Consider the following 21,796-nt stretch of genomic DNA (forward strand, 5'->3'; position numbering starts at 1 on the left):
TCATTGTTCCAAGATATAATATCTATAAGCTTAATAGGAAAATATAATAAGAACATTTGCAAAGCTGCTTAGACCTTTTGATTCTATCATATATCAGATTGAAATTCATATAGAAACGGAGCCGTAAAAAATGGAACTTAGACAGCTGCAATACGCGCTGCAAATCGCCATAGACAAAAACTTCTCCCGTGCCGCGGAGAAGCTTCACATTGCCCAGCCGAGCTTAAGCCAGCAGCTTTCGAAGCTGGAAAAAGAAATCGGCGTCCTGCTGTTTCAGCGGACAACGAACTCCGTCGAGGTCACGCATGCAGGCTCGCTCTTCGTGGATAAAGCTCAAGCGATTCTCGACATGGTCGAGCAGCTGAAGCGGGAGATGGATGACATTTCCCAAATGCGCAAAGGCAAGCTCGTTGTCGGCAGCCTTCCGATTACCGGGGCGCATGTGCTGCCCTTTGTACTGCCGGTGTTCCAGTCCCGTTACCCGGAGATCGAAATTACGCTTATGGAGGAGACAACGGCCAACCTGGAGCATTTTACGGCTAATGGTCAAATCGATATCAGCCTGCTTTCGCTCCCATTATTGGACGAATCACTCACGTATCAGCCGCTGATCGAGGAAGAAATCATGCTCGCGCTGCCGCGTCAGCACAGGCTGGTCGAAGCGTCGCAGCACGGTCAGATCGACATCGAGGACCTGAGGGATGAGCCTTTTATCGCTTTGAAAAAAGGTCAAGGCTTCCGCCAAATTACACTTGAGCTGTGCCAGCATGCCGGCTTTGCTCCGAATATCGTGTTCGAAAGCAGCAATATCGAAACCGTCCAATCGCTCGTTGCCGCCGGCATGGGCATCGCGTTCGTACCCCATATGGTGTCTCGCGGCGGCTGGAGCCAGCTGGCCCCCGCTTACCTCTCGCTGAAGCAGAGGCCGACCCGCACCCTTGTCATTGCTTACCGCAAAGGACGGTACCTGTCGAAGGCAGTGGAGGCTTTTATGAACACCTTCCGCGAAATCATGGAGATGCAATGGGAGACGGAGGTTCGACAGCTGCGGCCGAACGACTCGGAAGGAAGCTGAAGTGCAGCGTCGTAACCCGCCACTTTGCGCCAGCATACCACACAACAAGAAAAAGGCAGCCGACCACATCAGGTCACGGCTGCCCTTTCTTTTAAACTGCTTCATCATTTTATTAGTACAAAGTGGGTCTTCGGTCTTCAAAAATCGGGATCCGGCTCCGTACCTCAGCCACCAGCCCTAAGTCTATCTCGGCACGAATGATTTGTTCCGTCCCGTCGCCCTCGGCCAATACCTCACCCCAAGGATCTATCACCATCGAGTGCCCGAAAAATTCCGTCGTCCCGCTGATGCCAACCCGGTTGCAGGAAATAACGAACATCTGATTCTCGATTGCCCGCGCCATCAACAGTGTACGCCAGTGATGCAATCTCGGGTTCGGCCATTCCGCAGGCACGAACAACAGCTGTGCGCCTCCCAAAGCCAGCTTGCGGGCAAGCTCAGGAAACCGGATATCGTAGCAGATCATCATCCCGGCGGAAACACCGTCCAGCTCGAATTGTCCGACACGGCTTCCCTCTTTCAAATATTTTTCTTCGTCCATGAGACGAAACAAATGGATTTTGGAATAGTCCGCGACGACCTTGCCTTCCCGATCAAACGCGTAAATCGTATTCAAGATGTCCTCGCTCTTCTTCTCGGCGATAGACCCTCCGATAATATTGACGCCGTGCTTCACGCTGAAAGCCGACAACAATGCTTGGGTCCGCTCTCCGTTCCGGTCGGCCAGCTCGTGAATTTGGTCCAGCGCATAGCCGGTGTTCCACATCTCCGGAATGACGATAACGTCGGGCTTGACGGTATGGTTCACAGCTTCCTCCAGCAACGATTCCAGCTTTGCAAAATTGCGTTCCGGCTCACCGATGGCAATATCCATTTGCAGTAAGGCTACATTCCATTTTTGACTTGACATACCGCTTTCACCCTTTATCTCATCTATATATACTTCTATAATAAATTTATCATAGTCCAACATGACCTGAACTTCAATGCCCCGCTCCTATTCTCTCACTCACATGTTTCATTCAATGAAACATTATGTTGACATGTGAAACTGCTTCTTTTATCATTTTACTATTCATTTCAATCAAAGAAAAGCAAATAAGCAGAGTACTCCTATACATCTGCTTGTATTTCGTGTTACATTAATGCTAGCCCGCGTTGTCGGCCACACTAACGAAAACATATGGAGAGTGACTATAGATGAGTTCCCGAGTTTCCGCCTTTCCCATCCAGCCAGCCGAGCGTATGAAGGGGCTGCCCACGCAGTTTTTCGCAACGCTTGTTGCCAAAGCGAATCAACAAATTGCAGCAGGCCATGACGTTATCAACCTGGGTCAGGGCAATCCCGATCAACCGACCCCGCCACATATCGTGAAAACATTGCAGGAAGCCGCCGAAAATCCATTGTACCACCGCTATCCGCCCTTTAATGGCTTCCTGTTCTTGAAGCAAGCCGTCGCGCAGCGCTACAAGGAGGACTATAATGTAGATCTGGATCCGGAAACCGAGGTAGCCATCCTGTTCGGCGGTAAAACAGGACTTGTCGAAATCGCCCAATGCCTTCTGAACCCAGGGGATGTTTGCCTGGTTCCGGATCCAGGGTATCCGGATTATTGGTCCGGTGTCGCTCTGTCCGGTGCGCGCATGGCCTTTATGCCGCTGCGGGAGTCCAACGGCTTTTTGCCGGACTACAGTGCGCTTGCCGCCGACGATTTGAACAAGGCGAAGCTCATGTTCATTAATTATCCAAACAACCCTACAGGGGCCGCGGCACCTGCTTCCTTTTACGAAGAAACGATCTCTTTCGCGGAAAAACACGGCATCGTTGTTGCAAGCGACTTCGCATACGGCGCCCTTGGATTTGACGGCCATAAGCCGATCAGCTTCCTGCAGCTGCCGGGAGCTAAGGAAGTGGGCATCGAGTTCTACACGCTGTCCAAGACCTATAATATGGCCGGCTGGCGCGTTGGCTTTGCGTTGGGGAATAAAGAAGTGGTTCGGATGATCAACCTGATCCAGGATCATTACTACTGCAGCTTGTTCGGAGGCATTCAAGCCGCCGCGGCCGCCGCATTGACTGGACCCCAAGATTGCGTTACGGATCTTCTTGCTATGTATCAGGGACGGCGGGATGCGTTATATACGGCGCTCGATAGCATTGGCTGGAAAGCCAGCCGCTCCCAGGGCTCGTTCTTCACCTGGCTGCCCGTACCAAAAGGACACACCTCCGCTTCGCTTGCCGATCTATTGCTGGAGGAAGCCAAAATTGTCGTCGCTCCGGGCATCGGCTTTGGGGATAGCGGTGAAGGCTATGTCCGGCTTGGTCTTCTGACACCGGAAGCGCGTTTGCAGGAAGCGGTCGAACGGATCGCCAAGCTGAATCTATTCGCTTGACACGTGATGCCCGAACCTTTACAAACTGCTTCACGCCGTGCTATGCTTAGAGGAAATAGTTGAAATGAACCCAAACGTGATGATGGGATTAGTAGGTTGCCTTTGACGTGTCCAGAGAGTAAATTCCACCGGCTGAAAGAATTTACCGCGAACAGCTTCCGAACCCGCCCCGGAACGGCCAACGAAGAGTTGGACGGCTTATGCCTTGCTGTTACTTAAGGCTTGTATAAAGTTGGATGTTGTATATAACATCAATTAAGGTGGTACCGCGGAAGGTAAAGCTTTCGTCCTTAGAGGACGGGGGCTTTTTGTGTTTTTTCAATACTTTACGCAGTCAAAAGAAAGAAGTGATCGATTCATGCAAACGCAGCAAACCATCGTTGTCAAAATAGGAAGCAGTTCCCTGACCTCCGATGAGGGGGGGCTGAATCGAAGACAGATCGCCTTTTTCGCGTCAGAGCTCGCAAAACTTCAGCGCCAAGGCTTTCAAGTGCTGCTGGTTACTTCCGGCGCTGTCGCAGCAGGCTTTCGGGAGATGGGCTATGTAAGCCGCCCCAAAAATTTGCATGAAAAGCAAGCGTCCGCTTCCGTCGGGCAAGCGCTGTTGATGCAGGCGTACCACGAAGCCTTTGCCGCACATCACATCGGAGTCGCGCAAATTTTGCTGACCCGCTCCGACTTCTCCAACCGCAAGCGGGTCCATAACGCTTCCATGACGATCGATGAGCTGCTCCGTCACCGCATCATTCCGATCATTAACGAGAACGATACCGTCTCTGTTGATGAACTGAAGTTCGGCGACAACGATAAGCTCTCGGCGTTGGTCGCCAATCTGGTGCGTGCCAAGCAGCTCATCATTTTGACGGATACGGACGGTTTATATACCGAAGACCCGCGGAAAAATGCAAATGCCCAACGGATTGAGCGTGTGCGGGAAATCGGTGAGGAAATATACCGGATCGCCGGCGGCTCCGGTTCCTCCGTAGGCACCGGGGGCATGCGCTCCAAGATCGAAGCGGCCAGTATTGCTATGCGCGGGGGCGTACCGGTGTTCATCGGCCGGGTCGTCGAGGACGGGGACTTAACCTTGGCGGTCGAGGATTGCGGCAAAGGAACGTACTTCGAAACGTTCGAGCATAACCTGCCGATGAAAAAGCAATGGCTCGGCTTTCATTCCTTGCCGCAAGGGCAAATTACCGTTGATTCAGGCGCCGAGGCCGCTCTCATCAGCGGAGGAAAAAGCTTGCTCCCGGCCGGGGTGAAGGAAATCACCGGCGATTTCCACCCGGGAGATGTGGTTGAGGTCGTCAATGCAGACCGGCAGCCCATCGGCCGCGGCATCGTCAATTATACAAGCTGGCAGCTGCAGGCCGTCGCAGGTCTCAGTACGGAAGAAGTACAGAAGCGGATCGAAATCCATCGGATCGAAGTGATTCACCGTGATGAATGGATCACGCTGGCCGCCAGGCTTTAACGAAGAAGCTGAGAGAAGATCAAGTGTCGAATAAACATAGCAAACAAGAGGAGGAACTCCCTATGACATCATCTATCCAAACTTCAACTGCAAGCGAGGTCGTACAAAAGGCTACGCTGGCCAAGCAAGCCGCTCCCCGCTTGGGCATGCTCTCCACCGAGCAAAAAAATAAAGCTTTGCTGCTCATGGCCGATGCTTTGGTAGCCGAAAGCGCATCGATTATCGAAGCTAACGCAGAAGATTTGCGCCGGGGCCAGGAAAATGGAACAAGCTCATCGCTGCTTGACCGCATCGCGCTAAATGAAGATCGGATTGCCGGCATCGCAGAAGGCCTTCGCCAAGTGATAGATCTGCCGGATCCGATCGGAGATATGCTGGAGCAGTTTAGCCGGCCTAACGGGCTGCACATTCGCAAAATCCGTGTACCTCTTGGGGTCATCGGCATCATTTACGAAGCACGCCCGAACGTGACGGTGGATGCGGCAGGCTTGTGTCTCAAAACCGGCAACGCTGTCGTACTGCGCGGCGGCTCGGCGGCATTGTACTCCAACAAACGAATTGTTGAGGTGCTGCACGAAGCGCTTGGACGCTCCGAGGTTCCTGCCGATGCGATTCAGCTCATCCTCGATCCTAACCGCTCCTCTGTCGATGAAATGCTGAAGCTGAACGGCCTGCTCGACGTCTTGATTCCAAGAGGCGGACATTCCCTTATTCAAAATGTCGTCAAAAACGCAACCGTCCCCGTCATTGAAACGGGAGCCGGCATTTGTCATACTTATATGGACGAATCGGCACAATACGATATGGCACTGAACATTGCAACGAATGCCAAGGTACAGCGTCCTTCCGTCTGCAACTCGATGGAAACCCTGCTTGTGCATGAGTCCTTCGCGAAGCAGCATTTGGCGGCGGTTGCCAACCATTTTGAAGCGCTGAAGGTGGAGCTTCGCGGCTGCACAACCTCGGTTGAGCTCGTACCTTCCATGAAGCTGGCAAGCGCCGAAGACTGGGATACCGAATACAATGACTACATTCTCAATATCCGGGTCGTTCAAGGACTGGATGAAGCTATTGAGCACATCCGCCAGCACGGAACCATGCACTCCGAATGCATTGTAACGGAAAACGCGGAGCATGCGGCCCGCTTCCTTCAGGAAGTCGATGCTGCAGCCGTATACCATAATGCCTCCACCCGCTTCACCGACGGCTTCGAATTCGGCTTCGGTGCGGAAATCGGCATCAGCACCCAAAAGCTGCACGCCCGCGGTCCAATGGGTCTGCCTGCACTGACTTCAACCAAATATCTTGTCAGCGGCAGCGGACAAATTCGCGGTTAACGATCGAATTTCAAAACATTGATTTGTTTGAGTTCAATACAAAGGAGATTTTCCAATATGTCATTATCTACAGCCTCTATTACATTTGTCGGTGCCGGCTCCATGGCGGAAGCCATTGTTCGCGGCCTTGCTTCCCAGAAGGATAGCGATGCTTCACGGATTACCGTGATCAACCGTCAAGATACGGCTCGGTTGATCGCATTGCAAGAAAGCTACGGGGTCAGCTATGCTGCCGATACGGCAAGTAAAAACCGTGCGATCTCCGAAGCCGATATCGTCGTTGTCGCTTTTAAACCGAAGGACGCGATCGAAGGCCTTCGGTCCCTGGCTTCCTTGTTGAAGCCCTCCCAGCTGCTCGTCTCCGTCATTGCCGGTCTTTCCATGGCAACAATGGAAACGATTCTCGGTACCTCCGGGCAGCCTATCGCCCGAACGATGCCGAATACGTCCAGCTCGATCGGACTTGGCGCTACCGGCATCAGCTTCTCCTCTTCGGTCTCGACCGAACAGCAGCAGTTGGCTATCGACATGTTCGCTTCTACCGGGATTGTCTCCGTCGTGGAAGAAGCGAAGCTGGACATCGTTACAGGCGTGTCCGGCAGCGGTCCGGCTTATATTTATTACATGATGGAAGCCATGATCGAAGGCGGAATTCAAGGGGGCTTGTCCCCTGAAGCAGCCAAAGAGCTGACTGTTCAAACCGTGCTTGGCGCAGCCAGAATGGTCCAGCTGACCGGCGAGAACCCGGCCGAGCTTCGCCGCAAGGTCACCTCCCCTAACGGGACGACCCAAGCCGCTTTGGAGACGATGGATGCCCATCAGTTTTCTACAGGCGTAACGAAAGCAGTTTTGCGTTGTGCTGAGCGCGCAGGTGAACTGGGAAATGCCATCAGCTCCCAGGCAGCTGCCGTAGAAACCAAATAACCCATTCACATATTTAATTTAAAGTAGGTGTAACGATTGTTAAATTCATATTGTGTAGCAACCTATCGCTGCTTTGACGAAAAAGCAGATTTCACCAAAAAAGCCCGGGGGATCGCCGTAGGCTTGACAGTTGGCAGCTGGACCGATTTGCCCGAAGCCAAGAAAGCGGAAATGCAGCGCCACTTAGGCATTGTTCTGGATGTTCAGGAGCATGAACCGGCATCTGGTGCCCCTGCATCGGACCGGTACGCCGATATTCAGATTGCTTATCCGGACGCCAATTTCAGCCGCGACATTCCGGCGCTGCTCGTAACGGTATTCGGCAAGCTGTCCATGGACGGGCGCATCAAGCTGATTGACCTCTCCTTCTCGGACAGCTTCTTATCCGCCTTCCCGGGTCCGAAGTTCGGCATCCAGGGCGTTCGCAGCCTCCTCGGTGTGCAGGATCGCCCTCTGCTGATGAGCATTTTCAAATCCGTTATCGGACATGATCTCTCCACCTTGCGTGAGCAATTTTATTTGCAAGCCAGAGGCGGCGTCGATCTAATTAAGGACGACGAAATATTATTCGAGAATCCGCTGACTCCTATCGAGAAACGCGTGGAGATTTGCATGCAGGCAGCTGCGCAAGCCGAGCAGGAAACAGGCCAAAAGCTGTTGTATGCCGTTAATTTGACCGGACCGACCTTCAGCTTGCTGGATCAGGCCCGTAAAGCTATAGATGCCGGAGCGAATGCTTTGTTGTTCAACGTGCTGGCTTACGGCTTTGACGTTCTTAGCGAGTTAAGCCGTCATCCCGATGTGAAAGTACCGATTATGGCGCATCCGGCGCTTGCAGGGGCCTTTTATCCATCCCCGCATCACGGAATCTCCGCTAACGTATTGCTAGGCAAGCTGCTGCGCTTGGCCGGCGCTGACCTTAGCCTGTTCCCTTCTCCTTATGGTTCCGTTGTGATGCCAAGAGAAGAGAATATGGCCATTAAAGAAGTCCTGCTGACGGAGAAGGCTTCCGACTATACGGTGAGCACGGCGCGGCTCCAAGCTGCTGGTGCACTAGTAGATGCTGCCGAACAGCGTGACGCTGCCGAGCTGAAGCTCAAAACAAGCTTCCCCGTACCTTCCGCAGGGATTCATCCGGGTCTTGTACCGTTGATCCTCCGCGATTTCGGCGATCAAGTGGTTGTAAATGCAGGCGGCGGTATCCATGGTCACCCGATGGGCACGATTGCGGGCGGACAAGCGTTCCGTCAAGCGATCGACGCTTGTCTTGCAGGAGAGTCCTTAAGAACCTATGCCGAGCGTCATCCGGAGCTTAAGGCGGCAATCGAGGCCTGGGGGATCAAGGAATGAGTACGCAGCGGCAGCAAATCATTTTTTGCGATTTTGACGGAACCATCACGGTCAACGATAACATCGTAGCTATCATGAAGCATTTTCAACCGCCGGGATGGGATGTGCTGGTCGAACAAGTCATTTCGAAGCAAATTTCGATCCGTGAAGGCGTAGGAAGCATGTTCGCTCTTCTGCCGACATCCCGTAAGCAGGAAGTGATTGACTACGCGATCAGCAATGTAACCATCCGGGCCGGCTTTGCCGAGTTACTGGAATACTGCAAGCAGCACAATGTCCGGTTTCTCGTGACAAGCGGCGGCATTGATTTCTTCGTGTATCCGGTGTTGTCCGAATTTCCGATTCCTAAGGAGAACATTTACTGCAACGGTAGTGATTTTAGCGGTTCTCATATTGAAATCCTGTGGCCGCATTCCTGCGACGACCATTGCGATACACACGGACGCTGCGGCATGTGCAAAACAACGATTATTCGCAGCTACAGCCCGGAGCAGTATGAGCGTATTCTGATTGGCGACAGTGTTACCGATTTTGAAGGGGCCAAGCTGGTCGACACGGTATTCGCCCGTTCCCACTTGATTGACCTGTGCGAGGAATTGCATTTGCCTTATTATCCATTCAATGATTTTCACGATATTATTCAACGGTTAGAGGAGATGAAAGCAAGGTGAGCAGCACCCTTCGTTTAGAAGAAAAGCAGCAGGCTTTTACCGAGCTGCGCGAAATTAAAACTATCCTGGCCGCCCGGAACTGGTTTCCGGCAACCAGCGGCAATCTCTCCATTCGTGTAGGTGATTTTGCCCCAGAGCAATTTACGTTCGCCATTACAGCAAGCGGAAAAGATAAATCTGTCAATACTCCTTCGGATTTTCTCCTTGTCAATGAGAAAGGCCAGCCTACCGATGCAACGGGATTAAAGCCGTCCGCTGAGACGCTGATCCATTGCGAGATTTACAAAGCAACGGGCTGCGGCGCTATTTTTCATGTGCACACCGTGTTTAACAACCTGGTGTCCGAGCTGTTCTGGGAGCGTAAATCTATTCCTGTCGATGGTGTTGAGCTGATCAAAGCATTCAACATTTGGGATGAAGAAGCGCAGATTGAGATCCCGATCCTGCCCAACTACGCGGACATTCCTCGCATAGCCGAGCTTGTTGAAGGCGCGATTGTACCTCGTGTACCAGGAATCATGCTGCGCAAGCATGGCATTTATGCCTGGGGAGCCAACGCTTTTGAAGCGAAGCGCAATCTTGAAGCGTTTGAATTTTTATTCGAGTATGTGTACCGCCTGGAAATGTTAAAAAAATAACGTATGACTTTCACCAAAAGAAGGCAGCCGGACCCCATCAGGTTCAGCTGCCTTTTTCCATTTCATACGACGATGTTGACCATAGCTCCGCGTAAGCTTGTAAGCTTCCTCCACCATGGCCGCTCCGCTCCTCCATCAGTATGAAAGCTTCCTTCTAACTGAAAAAATCCGACTGTAACGCACTTCTTCATTCATTTGAGCCATAATGGACAATTGAGCCTCCAGCACCCCGTACTCTAGCCCCTTTCTCATGGGAACGTGCGTCGTTTTAATGGGTTGCCGTCACATATCCCCCGGCTTCAACAGCCTGACGGCCTTCTTCACTTAATATCCACGCAACCATGCGATTGGCCGCACTATTCTCAGGCTCGTCCTCACGTGTGACCGCGAATAGCTCCGCAGTGAAAGGATATGTTTTGGAGCGGATGTTATCCTTATTTGGCTCCACCCCTTCAACGGCAAGGAATTTGACCTCCTCCCGCCTGTTCATCTCACTTGCATAATAATAAAAAGAGTAGCCCAGCGCGTTGTCCGCATTATGGTAATCGGCGACCGCCTCGATCAATCCGCCCATACCTCCGGCCTTTCTCTCCTTTGGGGGTTCGGCGAAAGGCAGGCCCTTCATAATTTTTTGCTCCATAAAGGTTTGGCTGCCCGAGTTTTTCTCCCGTTGAAAAGCAACGATCCTGCTATCGGCTCCGCCAATCTCCTTCCAGTTCGTCAATTGACCCGAATAAATTGCTTGAAGCTGGGCTACCGTTACATTCGATACCGGGTTTTCGCGGTGAACCAAAAAGATAAACGCATCCTTTCCGATCGGGGTCAGCTTTAATTTCACCCCCTTCGATGCTGCAAGCGCTGTCTCTTCATCCGAGGGACCGGCAACAAAGATAAGATCCGCTCTTTTCTCGATTAAATTCACATAAGCATTGTGCGTTGTATTGAACCGCACCGCGTTGGCGGCATAAGGCTTGTTCACACCGGTCAGCTCATGAACGGCAATGTTCCCGAAGGGAATGGCCGCTGTGGCCCCGTCAAGCACCGGCAGTGTTTTCAATGTAAAGGGTGCCTGATGGGGGAGCAGCATACTGCCGAACAGCAAAGCCAGAAGCATCGCTGGAACCGCTGTCCCTGGCAGCAGACCTCTGAGAAGCCTGCGCTCTCCCTGCAGTCCCGTCATCCTGATCATTCCCAGCCATGCGGCTGTACTCGGCAGAAGGGATAGCAGCAAACCCGCAGCTTTCAAATATGTGCTATCAGTTATGTAAAATTTCAAATAATCAACAATCGGTACAAGCCAAAATGCAAACAAAGTAAAAAACATCCAAGGCATATCATTCAAATTCGACGTGGCTCCGCTGAGACTCCGATATGTTAAAAGCCAGATCAGACTCCCCAGCAGCACCAATGGCAGCACGGTGAGCAGCTGCATCCCCCTGCCTGCAACCTTTTCACTAAACAACAGGCCATACAAATAAAACAGCAGGCCCACGAGGCACACATAAATGGCGGCCGCAAAGGCCAGCGTCAAATCGCTCCATTCGAGATGGAGAAGCAGCCCTGTTTTGGAAGCTATCGTTTGCCCCCAGAAAATGTTGAATAAAAAATAGACGATAATAAAAGCTATCCCCCAAACAACCGCTATAAGGCCTTCCATAGCTTTGGACCTGCCCGGTCGCTCTGTTTCCATTTGACTCACTCGGTCTCTCCTCTCTGCTCCCCGCCAAAATTTCCACCTTATGGTATTTTACCACAGCTTAGCAAGTATAAACACAAAAAAGCCCCGAGCGTTTGTCGAGGCCACTGAAAAAGTTACGGCTGCATGGACGGATCATTCTTCCGGTCGCTGTTGTCCCCCGGGTTTATTAATTTCAACCCGCTAATAGCGGCCAAAATCCGGGCGTTTACGCTTCTACAGAACGATTCCGTCCACTCCGCCCGTTTTTCGTGGCTTCGTGTTTGTCACTCAGAGCTTTCTTTTATATCTATCAAAGCTTGTACAAATTATTTACCGAATTCGCTAGGGTTCAAGCGCCAAGCCTTGAGCGCCTCCAGATCAGCCTGCTGAATGCTGCCCTGCTTCAAGGCTACGTCAATCAGAATCGAGTAATTCGTCAGCGTTTCAAATGGAATGCCTGCACCAGCAAACGCTTCGGACGCTTTCTCGAATTGATAGGAGAAAATGCCGAGTACTCCAAGGGCTTGGGCTCCTGCATCATTTACAGCCAATGCTACCTTCAAGGAGCTGCCGCCGGTAGAGATCAGGTCTTCGATAACGACTGTTTTTTGCCCTGGTTGGATGTAGCCCTCGATCAGATTCTCTTTGCCGTGGCCTTTGGCCTTGTCGCGAACATACACCATCGGCAGGTTCAGTTTCTGCGCAACCCATGCCGCATGAGGAATACCGCCTGTTGCGGCTCCTGCGATCACTTCCGCATCGGGGAAGTTTTCACGAATCAAAGCAACCAGTCCGTCAGCAATCAGCTCACGAACCTCCGGATACGAAATGGTAATCCGATTATCGCAGTAAATAGGCGACTTGAGTCCGGATGTCCAAGTAAATGGCTGATTCGGACGAAGCGCAACCGCCTGAATATGGAGTAATGCCGCTGCCACTTGCTCTGCCAGCTGAGGATTCGTTACAATCGTTTTGGTTGACATGGGTTTAATCTCCCTTTCCGGTTCCAATATTATCATTTAGGTTTAGTTTACTTCTTGCACCGATGCAATGATCGCTTCCAAGGCCGCTCTAGGGTCCGCTGCGCCTGTTATCGGACGTCCGATAACCACGTAGTCGGTTCCTTGAGCAAAAGCCTCAGGAGGCGTCATGACGCGCGACTGATCGCCAATTGCCGCCCCTGCCGGACGAATCCCCGGAGTCACAGTGACGAAGCCGCTGCCGCACGCTTCCTTGATTCGCGTTACTTCCAGAGGCGAAGCAACTACGCCATTCAGACCTGCCGCTTGCGCCAAACGTGCATAGCGAAGAACTGCCTCCTCCACCGTTCCTGCGAGACCGATTTCCTCATTCATCACCGTCTGGCTGGTGCTCGTCAATTGGGTCACGGCGATCACGATCGGCTTCACTGCGTTCGTTGATCCATTCAACGCTTTGTCTACGCCCTCCATCGCATACTCCATCATCTGCTTGCCGCCGGCCGCATGGACGTTGAACATATCCACACCAAGCCGGGTGACGCTCTCGGAGCCGCCCTTGACCGTATTCGGGATATCGTGCATCTTCACATCCAGAAATACTTTATATCCCTGTTCCTTCAGGCTGAGCACGAACTGCGGGCCTGCGCTGTAGAACAACTGCATCCCTACCTTCATGTAGCACGGGATGCCCTTTAGTGCCTCTACCAGCTGACGGGCTTCGTTCGCTTCCGCATAATCCAGAGCCACCATGATTCGCTCTGCTACGTTCGTTATCTTCGTCATGAAAAATACCGCCTCCTCTACCCGTTGTACAAGCGAACCCGCCTAATCAAGGGATTAGCACAGCTTCCTATGTGCTCACAGGCTGCTGTGCTAATCTTGTTTGTAATTCTTATATTAGTTAAAAGCAGGCATCGGTCTGGATTGGAAGTTGATCGCCTCAAGCATATGCCAAAGCGCTCTTACCGTATCCAAGGATGTCATACATACGATACCGTTCTCTACCGCTTCCCGGCGAATCCGGAAGCCATCTCGCTCAGGCGTTTTGCCTTTGGTCAACGTATTGACCACGAAGTGCGCTTCACCATTGCGGATCAGGTCAAGAATATTCGGTGAGCCTTCGCTCAGCTTGTTCACATGAGTTACAACAAGTCCCGCTTCTTCCAATGCTTTCGCGGTACCGCCGGTAGCCACGATTTTGTAGCCCAGCTTGTAGAAGCCGGTCAAAATTTCAATCGCTTCATCTTTATCTTTATCCGCAACCGTTGCGATAATGGAACCGGTTGGCGGGATTTTCATACCGGAACCGATCAAGCCTTTGTACAATGCTTTGGCAAAGTTCTCATCGCGGCCCATAACCTCACCGGTCGATTTCATTTCAGGTCCGAGCGTTGTATCCACACGGCGCAGCTTAGCGAAGGAGAATACAGGCACTTTCACCGATACGTAGTTATCTTCAGGCCACAAGCCCGTTTCGTAACCCATATCCGCCAGCTTCTCACCCATAATGATACGCGTAGCAACGTTGGCCATAGGGATTTTGGTTACTTTACTCAAGAACGGCACTGTTCTGGACGAACGAGGGTTTACCTCGATAACATAAGCTTGCTCCTGGAAAATAACGAACTGGATGTTCACTAAGCCAATTACTTGAAGTCCGCGAGCAATCTTCGTCGTGATGTCGATGATTTGCTGTTTGATGTCGTCAGAGATCGTTTGCGGCGGATATACGGCGATGGAGTCACCGGAGTGTACGCCCGCTCTTTCCACGTGCTCCATAATTCCTGGGATTAAGACTGTTTCTTTATCGCAGATCGCGTCAACTTCCACTTCTTTCCCCAGCATGTAACGGTCGATCAGTACCGGATGCTCCGGATTGATTTTCACCGCATATTCCATGTAGCTCAGAAGCTCTTCATCGGAATAAACGATTTCCATCGCGCGGCCGCCCAGGACGTAGGAAGGACGGACAAGCACCGGATAACCGAAGTTGGCAGCCATGCCGACAGCTTGGTCAACGGAAGTGACTGTGCCACCCGGAGGCTGTGCAATATCCAGGCCGCGAAGCAGCGCTTCGAATTTTTTACGGTCTTCCGCCGCATCGATATTTTCAAGATCCGTACCCAGGATGCGAACTCCGGCTTTAGCCAGCGGCGCAGCCAGGTTGATCGCCGTTTGACCGCCGAATTGAACGATAACGCCGATGGGCTTCTCGCGCTCGATGACGTTCATAACATCCTCGAAGAACAAAGGCTCGAAGTACAATCTGTCCGAGGTGTTGAAGTCCGTCGATACCGTTTCCGGGTTGTTGTTGATAATAACCGCCTCGTAGCCTGCCGCTTGGATCGCCCAAACTGCGTGTACTGTCGAGTAGTCAAACTCGATCCCTTGACCGATACGAATCGGACCGGAGCCCAGTACGACAACCTTTTGCTTCGACGTTTCTTTGACTTCGTCCTCTTGCTCGTACGTTGAGTAGTAGTAAGGTGTCGTCGCTTCAAACTCAGCCGCACATGTATCAACCATTTTGTATACCGGCTTCAGGTTCAAGCTGATCCGGTAAGCGCGAATGTCGGCTTCATTCGTAAAGTTCAGGCCTGTGTTCGCATTCGCACGGATTTCGGCAATCGCCCGGTCCGTGAACCCTTTGCGCTTCGCCTCAAACAGAAGCTCTTGAGTCAGCTCAGGCTGTTTCAGCTCTTCCTCGAATTGAATCATGCCTTCGAGCTTATGCAGGAACCACCAGTCAATCTTGGTCAGATCCTGAATTTGCTGCAAAGTGTAGCCGCGGCGGTAAGCTTCCGCAATAAGGAACATGCGTTCGTCATCCGGCTTCACCAGACGCGCTTCAAGCGTCTCTTTATCCAGCAGATCCGTTTCTTTCAGGAACAAACGGTGAACGCCGATTTCCAGGGAACGAATCGCTTTGTGAATCGATTCCTCAAAGGTACGGCCAATGGCCATAACTTCGCCCGTAGCTTTCATTTGAGTCCCCAGCTTACGGTTAGCCGCCGTAAATTTATCGAACGGCCAGCGTGGAATTTTCGATACGATATAATCCAGCGTTGGCTCAAAGCATGCATAAGTTTGACCCGTAACCGGGTTGATAATTTCGTCCAGCGTATAGCCGATCGCGATTTTGGCAGCCATTTTGGCAATCGGATAACCGGTCGCTTTGGAAGCCAGCGCGGAGGAACGGCTTACACGAGGGTTTACCTCGATAACATAGTATTGGAAGCTGAACGGATCCAGCGCGAATTGTACGTTACATCCGCCTTCGATGTTCAAGGCGCGAATAATTTTCAACGATGCGGAACGCAGCATTTGGTACTCGCGGTCCGACAGCGTTTGGCTAGGCGCAACGACGATACTGTCGCCCGTATGTACGCCAACCGGGTCAAAGTTTTCCATGTTACACACGACGATACAGTTGTCGTTCGCGTCACGCATAACCTCGTACTCGACTTCTTTCATGCCGGCAATGCTTTTCTCGATCAAGCATTGGCCAATCGGACTGTAACGGATACCGGAAGCAACAGTTTCCAGAAGTTCTTCTTCGTTAGCACAAATCCCCCCGCCTGTACCGCCCAAAGTGTACGCCGGACGAACGATGATCGGGTAGCCGATTTCGTTTGCGAAGTCTACCGCTTCTTGAACGGTTGTAACAATCGTACTGTCCGGAACCGGCTGTTCCAGCTCTCTCATCAGATCGCGGAACAAGTCGCGGTCTTCCGCTTTCTCGATAGCTGTCAGCTGTGTGCCGAGCAGCTTCACATTTTCACGTTCCAGTACGCCTGCGCGTGCAAGCTCAACGGCCATATTCAAGCCCGTTTGCCCGCCTAAGGTCGGCAGCAATCCGTCAGGACGCTCCTGGCGAATGATTTGGGTAACGAATTCCAGTGTAATCGGCTCGATGTATACTTTATCCGCCATGTTCGTATCGGTCATGATGGTGGCCGGGTTGCTGTTGATCAGTACAACCTCCATGCCTTCTTCTTTCAAAGCTTGACACGCTTGGGTTCCTGCATAGTCGAACTCAGCGGCTTGCCCGATGACGATTGGACCGGACCCGATAACTAATATTTTTTTGAGGCTATTATTTTTTGGCATAGTGAAGTTCTCCCTTCGATGCATCAGCGGCACCGGATTGGCCGGCTAGCTTGGAAGCGGCGGATAGCTGCGCTTGTTTTGGAAGACGCGGGTTATCCTGCTTGAATTTGCGGATTGATTCGATAAAGTCATCGAACAGGTAACTCGAGTCAAATGGTCCAGGTGCCGCTTCCGGATGGTACTGTACCGAAAACGCCGGATATTTCTTATGTCTCAAGCCCTCAACGGTTTTATCGTTGTTATTGATATGAGTGACTTCCAGCTCCGTATTGGCGATGGAATCTTCTTTTACAGTGTAGCCATGGTTCTGGGAAGTGATATAGCAGCGATTGCTGATCAAATCTTTGACCGGGTGGTTTCCTCCGCGGTGACCGAATGGCAGCTTCTCCGTATCGGCGCCACAAGCAAGTGCCAGCAGCTGGTGACCCAAGCAAATACCGAAGATCGGGAATTCGCCCAGCAGCTCGGAAATCATTTTGGCTGCGTGCGGAACATCCTTCGGATCCCCAGGGCCGTTGGACAGCATAATCCCGTCCGGAGCCAAGCGGCGGATTTGCTCTGCCGTCGTGTCTTGCGGAACGACTACCACGTTGCAGCCGCGTTTGGTCAAATCATGCAGGATACCGCTTTTGGAGCCGAAGTCCACCAGCACGATGCGCTCTTTCGTACCCGGTACGCTGAATACGCTCTTCGTCGATACACGGGATACTTGATCGGTCATCAGCGGGTTTGCTTTCAGCTGCTCCAGCAGCTCAGCTACCGGCTTGTTGGATGTTGTCAGCAGCCCCTTCATAACGCCATGATGACGAATACGGCGAGTCAGCATCCGGGTATCGATCTCACTAATGCCGATGATGCCGTACTCTTTCAGCAGGCTGTCCAGCGAATACTCCGCTCTCCAGTTGCTTGGCACTTCTTCAAGACGGCGAACCACGAACCCGTGAATAAATGGACGCACCGATTCAAAGTCATCCCGTGTAATCCCGTAGTTCCCGATCAGCGGGTAAGTCATTGTCACGATTTGTCCGCAGTAGGACGGATCGGATAGAACCTCCTGATAACCTGTAATTCCTGTATTAAAAACGACTTCCCCCGTCGATTCACCTTCACTACCGAATGCTTTTCCGGTAAACAATGTACCGTCTTCCAATAACAATCTTGCCTGCATCGATTTCAACTCCTTATCAGTTAACTTCCCCTTGGTGATGCTGTTTCTACCTTGTCTAACCTATGACTCAGGCTTCGTCCGATCGATTCCCGATCAGGCTTCCGACCAAACGACCTTACCGCCAACGATGGTTGTTGTAGGCCAGCCTTTCAGACTCCAGCCGATGAACGGCGTATTCGTACCTTTGGACAGAAAATCCTTCGGATCCACTTCTTTTTCTGTCTCCAGATCAATAATTGTTATATCTGCTTCCTTACCCACTTCCAACTTGCCGTATGGCAATCCGAATACTTGAGCCGGCAGGGACGTCATTTTCTCTACCAGGAACTGCAGCGTCCATTGTCCGGTCGCTACGAACTTCGTGTACAACAGCGGGAACGCCGTTTCGAAACCGACGATGCCGAATGGCGCCAGGTCTACGCCGCGCGCCTTCTCTTCGGCGCTGTGCGGAGCGTGGTCCGTTACGATAATGTCGATCGTACCGTCCAGCAAGCCTTCGATGCATGCTTGTACGTCTCTCGGCGTACGCAGCGGGGGATTCATTTTCCAGTTCGCGTCCATGCCCGGAATGTCTTCATCCGACAGGATTAAATGGTGCGGGCACACCTCGGCAGTTACTTTAATGCCGAATTGCTTCGCGTGGCGAATCAGGCGAACCGATTGCTCAGTGCTCACGTGGCACACATGGTAATGTACCCCTGTTGCTTCAGCCAGCAGACAATCGCGTCCGACATGGATCGCTTCCGATTCATTCGGAATAGCTTTCAGTCCGTGCTTCTTGGAGAACGCTCCCTCGCTTACCCATGCGCCTTCTACCAATGTGTTATCTTCGCAGTGCGCGATAATCGGAAGGCCGATCGAGGCTGCCTTCGCCATCGCATCTTTCATCATCTGCGCACTCTGTACGCCTACACCATCGTCTGTGTAGCCAATGACACCCGCTTCCTTCAGCGCGTCAAAATCCGTCAGCTCGCGACCGAGCTCGTTCTTGGTGATACATCCGTAAGGCAGAACGCGCACGATGCCTTCCGAAGCAGCCTTGTCCAGCACGTATTTCACCGTCTCTACCGTATCGATAACCGGACGCGTGTTCGGCATGCAGGCGATGGTCGTAAACCCTCCGCGTGCCGCTGAGCGGGTACCGCTCGCGATCGTTTCCTTGTGCTCGAAGCCCGGCTCACGCAAATGCACGTGCATATCGATCAGACCCGGGGTCACGAGCTTGCCTTCTGCACGGACAACCGTGTGGCCCGCCGTATCCGGCTGCACGCCTGTGCCTGCATCGATGATCTTCTCAATCACATTGCCTTCAATCAAAATATGCTGCTTCGTCAGCTGGTTGCCCTCAGCAACCACTTGTGCGTCCAGTATCCAAATTCCCATGACAGCCTCCTGCACGTTCTATATTTAAAAGTTGTTGTTAACCCTATCGCTTAGCTCAACGCCCGCTCAATGACCGCCATGCGGATCGGTACGCCGTGACTCATTTGCGTGAATATTTTGGACTTCTCGCATTCTACCAGCGCGTCGTCGATTTCCACGTTGCGGTTGACCGGCGCCGGGTGCATGATGATCGCGTGCGGCGCCATCCGGCCTGCCCGCTCCTCAGTCAAGCCATACGCCTCACGGTATTCCTCCGTGGACTCGAACAACCCGCCCTCGTGCCGCTCCAGCTGCACTCGCAGCATCATCACGACGTCGGCCTTCACAGCCTCCTCCATCGCGATGTAAGGCGCGTGCGCGGCGAGCTCCGGCGCCTGCATGCTTTCCGGTGCGCAGAAGCTTACCTTCGCCCCCATCGCCTGCAGCGCCCACAGGTTCGATCGTGCGACGCGGCTATGTAAAATGTCGCCGATGATCGATACGTTCAGGCCCTGCAAGTGGCCGAAATGCTTGCGCATCGTGTACAAATCCAGCAGCGCCTGCGTCGGATGCTCATTGTTGCCATCGCCTGCGTTAATCAACGGTACGCGAATATTTTGCGCGAGCTCCTCCAGCAGGCCGTTCGGTTTCATCCGGATGACTCCGGCGTCGATCCCCATCGACTCCAACGTTTTGACCGTGTCGTAGATGGATTCGCCCTTCGCCACACTGGATGCGGCTGCGGCAAAATTCAGTACCTCTGCACCCAGCCGCTTCTCAGCCACCTCAAACGAAAACCTCGTCCGCGTGCTGTTCTCAAAAAACATATTGGCCACAAAACGGCCCTGCAAATGATTGGACAGCTTTACGGGGTATTGTTCCCAATAAGCGGCCCGATCTAGTATTGACGTAATTTCCTGTGCGCTCATCCCTTTGGTGCCTAACAAATGTTTCTCAGATGCAGCTTTCAATGATGTTGTCATCCGTTTTGCCTCCTTTGTTGGGTTATAACGACTTGATCCATGCCATCGACTTCCTGCAGCAGAACTTCGATGCTTTCGAGTCGCGAGGTCGGTATGTTCTTACCTATATAATCCGGACGGATCGGCAGCTCCCGGTGCCCCCTGTCAACCAGAACGCCCAGCTGTATCATTTGCGGACGTCCCAGGTCCATCAAAGCATCCATTGCAGCCCTGACCGTTCTCCCCGTGTACAGCACATCATCGAATAAAATCAGCTTCTTATTATGAATGTCCATAGCCGGTGCGGCATCTTCCTTCGTATGCTCTGGCCTGCCCGACCTGTCGTCCCGGTACCGGGTCACATCGATTTCGCCAATTGGCACCGGAACATTTTCAATTTCCATGATCCGTTCGGCAATCCTTCTTGCAAGGTAGATGCCTCGCGTACGCACACCGATCAGCATGCAATTTTCAAAGCCCTTGTTTTTTTCCAAAATTTCATGCGCTATCCGGGTCAATGCACGCCGCATGCCCGTTTCATCCATCAGCACGTGCTCGTGCTCTTTTTCTGTTTCCTGCACCAAGGTCTTCGACCTCCTGCTCCAGTAATGGGACAAACAAAAAACCTTGCCAGAGGGCAAGGTTTGCGGACATACAGACAGAAGGGTATCCCCCTGGAGCTCTCCGTCTACAGCTATAGACTTCGACCTATCCAAAGAATCCGTTCTTTCCATTCGTTCACCTTGCCAGCCTCTCGGGACTGTTTTTAAAGGCGCTATTCAGTTACGAGTATTATGCCATGTTCGACAATCGATGTCAAGAGTACTGTCGAGCATTGTCGCCTCCAACATTGCTAGAACAAGGCTTTTGTGCTATAAAGAGAGAGAATGTTTTCGTGGTGTCCGGATGCAACGAGGCACGCGTAATTTTACATAAGGAGTTGTATATAACCCATGTTGGAAATGAACACAGAAGAAGTTATTGCATTTATTAAGAACAGTACAAAGAAAACCCCAGTGAAAGTATATGTGAAGGGTGACTTGGAATCGATCGATTTCGGTACAAGCATCCAATCCTTCGTATCCGGAAAAAGCGGCGTTTTGTTCGGCGAATGGACTGACGTAAAAGCAATTTTGGACGCAAACTCTTCCAAAATCGAAGATTACGTGGTTGAAAACGACCGTCGTAATTCCGCAATTCCTACATTAGACTTGAAAAACATCAATGCTCGCATCGAGCCGGGCGCTATCATCCGCGATAAAGTAGCTATCGGTGACAACGCCATCATCATGATGGGCGCTTCCATCAACATCGGCGCTTCCATCGGTGCCGGTACGATGATCGATATGAATGTAGTAGTAGGCGGCCGCGCTAAGATCGGCGCTATGTGCCATATCGGTGCAGGCTCCGTTGTCGCCGGCGTTATCGAGCCTCCTTCCGCTCAGCCGGTTGTTATCGAAGACGACGTGCTTGTAGGTGCCAACGCGGTTATCCTCGAAGGCGTACGCATCGGTAAAGGCTCCGTTGTAGCGGCAGGTGCGGTTGTTACCGTAGATGTTCCTGAAAATTCGGTCGTTGCAGGCGCTCCTGCACGCGTCATCAAAACCGTTGATGCCAAAACAAAGTCCAAAACGGAAATTTTGCAAGACCTGCGCACCCTGTAAGGTGATGTG

At 52.1% G+C, this 21,796-nt stretch carries 18 protein-coding genes and 1 other annotated feature; of the genes, 9 read left to right on the plus strand and 9 right to left on the minus strand.

Going from position 1 to position 21,796, the window contains the following annotated elements; genetic code table 11:
* Positions 1–130 precede the first annotated feature (130 nt).
* Positions 131–1,075 carry a LysR family transcriptional regulator gene (locus CF651_RS12380; protein WP_094015158.1) on the plus strand — a complete coding sequence of 315 codons (945 nt, stop codon included), beginning with the start codon at positions 131–133 and terminating at the stop codon, positions 1,073–1,075.
* Between the two features lie 112 nt (positions 1,076–1,187).
* On the opposite strand, the gene CF651_RS12385 is transcribed toward CF651_RS12380, so the two are convergent.
* Positions 1,188–1,985, minus strand: coding sequence for a carbon-nitrogen family hydrolase (locus tag CF651_RS12385; protein WP_094015390.1), 798 nt, complete (start codon positions 1,983–1,985; stop codon positions 1,188–1,190).
* Between the two features lie 290 nt (positions 1,986–2,275).
* On the opposite strand from CF651_RS12385, the gene CF651_RS12390 reads away from it, so the two are divergent.
* From CF651_RS12390 to mtnB, 7 genes are all read left to right on the plus strand, one after another.
* Positions 2,276–3,469, plus strand: a complete 1,194-nt coding sequence (locus tag CF651_RS12390; RefSeq protein ID WP_094015159.1) for a pyridoxal phosphate-dependent aminotransferase — start codon at positions 2,276–2,278, stop codon at positions 3,467–3,469.
* A gap of 70 nt (positions 3,470–3,539) precedes the next feature.
* Positions 3,540–3,764, plus strand: a binding site (T-box leader).
* A gap of 63 nt (positions 3,765–3,827) precedes the next feature.
* Entirely contained in the window at positions 3,828–4,943 is a 1,116-nt protein-coding gene (proB, locus tag CF651_RS12395) for a glutamate 5-kinase (protein WP_094015160.1), read from the plus strand.
* Positions 4,944–5,005: 62 nt separating this feature from the next.
* Entirely contained in the window at positions 5,006–6,280 is a 1,275-nt protein-coding gene (locus tag CF651_RS12400; protein WP_094015161.1) for a glutamate-5-semialdehyde dehydrogenase, read from the plus strand.
* A gap of 57 nt (positions 6,281–6,337) precedes the next feature.
* Positions 6,338–7,204, plus strand: a complete 867-nt coding sequence (proC, locus tag CF651_RS12405) for a pyrroline-5-carboxylate reductase (protein ID WP_094015162.1) — start codon at positions 6,338–6,340, stop codon at positions 7,202–7,204.
* 36 nt (positions 7,205–7,240) lie between these two features.
* Positions 7,241–8,554 (plus strand): 2,3-diketo-5-methylthiopentyl-1-phosphate enolase, encoded by a 1,314-nt coding sequence (locus tag CF651_RS12410; protein ID WP_094015163.1) that lies wholly within the window; start codon positions 7,241–7,243, stop codon positions 8,552–8,554.
* Positions 8,551–9,225, plus strand: a complete 675-nt coding sequence (locus tag CF651_RS12415) for a 2-hydroxy-3-keto-5-methylthiopentenyl-1-phosphate phosphatase (protein ID WP_094015164.1) — start codon at positions 8,551–8,553, stop codon at positions 9,223–9,225. The genes CF651_RS12410 and CF651_RS12415 overlap by 4 nt, the downstream gene beginning before the upstream one ends.
* Positions 9,222–9,863, plus strand: coding sequence for a methylthioribulose 1-phosphate dehydratase (mtnB, locus tag CF651_RS12420; protein WP_094015165.1), 642 nt, complete (start codon positions 9,222–9,224; stop codon positions 9,861–9,863). Before CF651_RS12415 ends, mtnB begins: the two co-directional genes overlap by 4 nt.
* 268 nt (positions 9,864–10,131) lie before the next feature.
* Here the strand turns inward: mtnB and CF651_RS12425 are convergent, their stop codons facing one another.
* From CF651_RS12425 to pyrR, 8 genes are all read right to left on the minus strand, one after another.
* Positions 10,132–11,553, minus strand: coding sequence for a PstS family phosphate ABC transporter substrate-binding protein (locus CF651_RS12425; RefSeq protein WP_094015166.1), 1,422 nt, complete (start codon positions 11,551–11,553; stop codon positions 10,132–10,134).
* 314 nt (positions 11,554–11,867) lie between these two features.
* A complete protein-coding gene (gene pyrE, locus CF651_RS12430) occupies positions 11,868–12,524 on the minus strand; it encodes an orotate phosphoribosyltransferase (RefSeq protein WP_094015167.1) in 657 nt (218 codons plus the stop codon).
* A 42-nt stretch (positions 12,525–12,566) separates the two neighbouring features.
* Positions 12,567–13,304: an orotidine-5'-phosphate decarboxylase gene (gene pyrF / locus CF651_RS12435; protein WP_179232786.1), complete on the minus strand. Its 738-nt coding sequence runs from the start codon at positions 13,302–13,304 to the stop codon at positions 12,567–12,569.
* A 114-nt stretch (positions 13,305–13,418) separates the two neighbouring features.
* Positions 13,419–16,631, minus strand: a complete 3,213-nt coding sequence (carB, locus tag CF651_RS12440) for a carbamoyl-phosphate synthase large subunit (RefSeq protein ID WP_094015168.1) — start codon at positions 16,629–16,631, stop codon at positions 13,419–13,421.
* Positions 16,618–17,799, minus strand: a complete 1,182-nt coding sequence (locus tag CF651_RS12445; protein WP_094015169.1) for a carbamoyl phosphate synthase small subunit — start codon at positions 17,797–17,799, stop codon at positions 16,618–16,620. The genes carB and CF651_RS12445 overlap by 14 nt, the downstream gene beginning before the upstream one ends.
* A 93-nt stretch (positions 17,800–17,892) precedes the next feature.
* Complete coding sequence (locus CF651_RS12450; RefSeq protein WP_094015170.1) at positions 17,893–19,182, minus strand: dihydroorotase; 1,290 nt, start codon at positions 19,180–19,182, stop codon at positions 17,893–17,895.
* A 50-nt stretch (positions 19,183–19,232) separates the two neighbouring features.
* On the minus strand, positions 19,233–20,144 hold the full coding sequence (locus CF651_RS12455) for an aspartate carbamoyltransferase catalytic subunit (protein WP_094015171.1): 912 nt from the start codon (positions 20,142–20,144) through the stop codon (positions 19,233–19,235).
* Positions 20,141–20,668 (minus strand): bifunctional pyr operon transcriptional regulator/uracil phosphoribosyltransferase PyrR, encoded by a 528-nt coding sequence (gene pyrR, locus CF651_RS12460; protein ID WP_245855876.1) that lies wholly within the window; start codon positions 20,666–20,668, stop codon positions 20,141–20,143. The genes CF651_RS12455 and pyrR overlap by 4 nt, the downstream gene beginning before the upstream one ends.
* Before the next feature lie 408 nt (positions 20,669–21,076).
* On the opposite strand from pyrR, the gene dapD reads away from it, so the two are divergent.
* Positions 21,077–21,787 (plus strand): 2,3,4,5-tetrahydropyridine-2,6-dicarboxylate N-acetyltransferase, encoded by a 711-nt coding sequence (gene dapD, locus CF651_RS12465; RefSeq protein WP_094015173.1) that lies wholly within the window; start codon positions 21,077–21,079, stop codon positions 21,785–21,787.
* The last annotated feature ends 9 nt before the right edge of the window (positions 21,788–21,796 follow it).

Origin of the sequence: Paenibacillus rigui, from assembly GCF_002234615.1 — a bacterium.
Taxonomy (GTDB): domain Bacteria; phylum Bacillota; class Bacilli; order Paenibacillales; family NBRC-103111; genus Paenibacillus_S; species Paenibacillus_S rigui.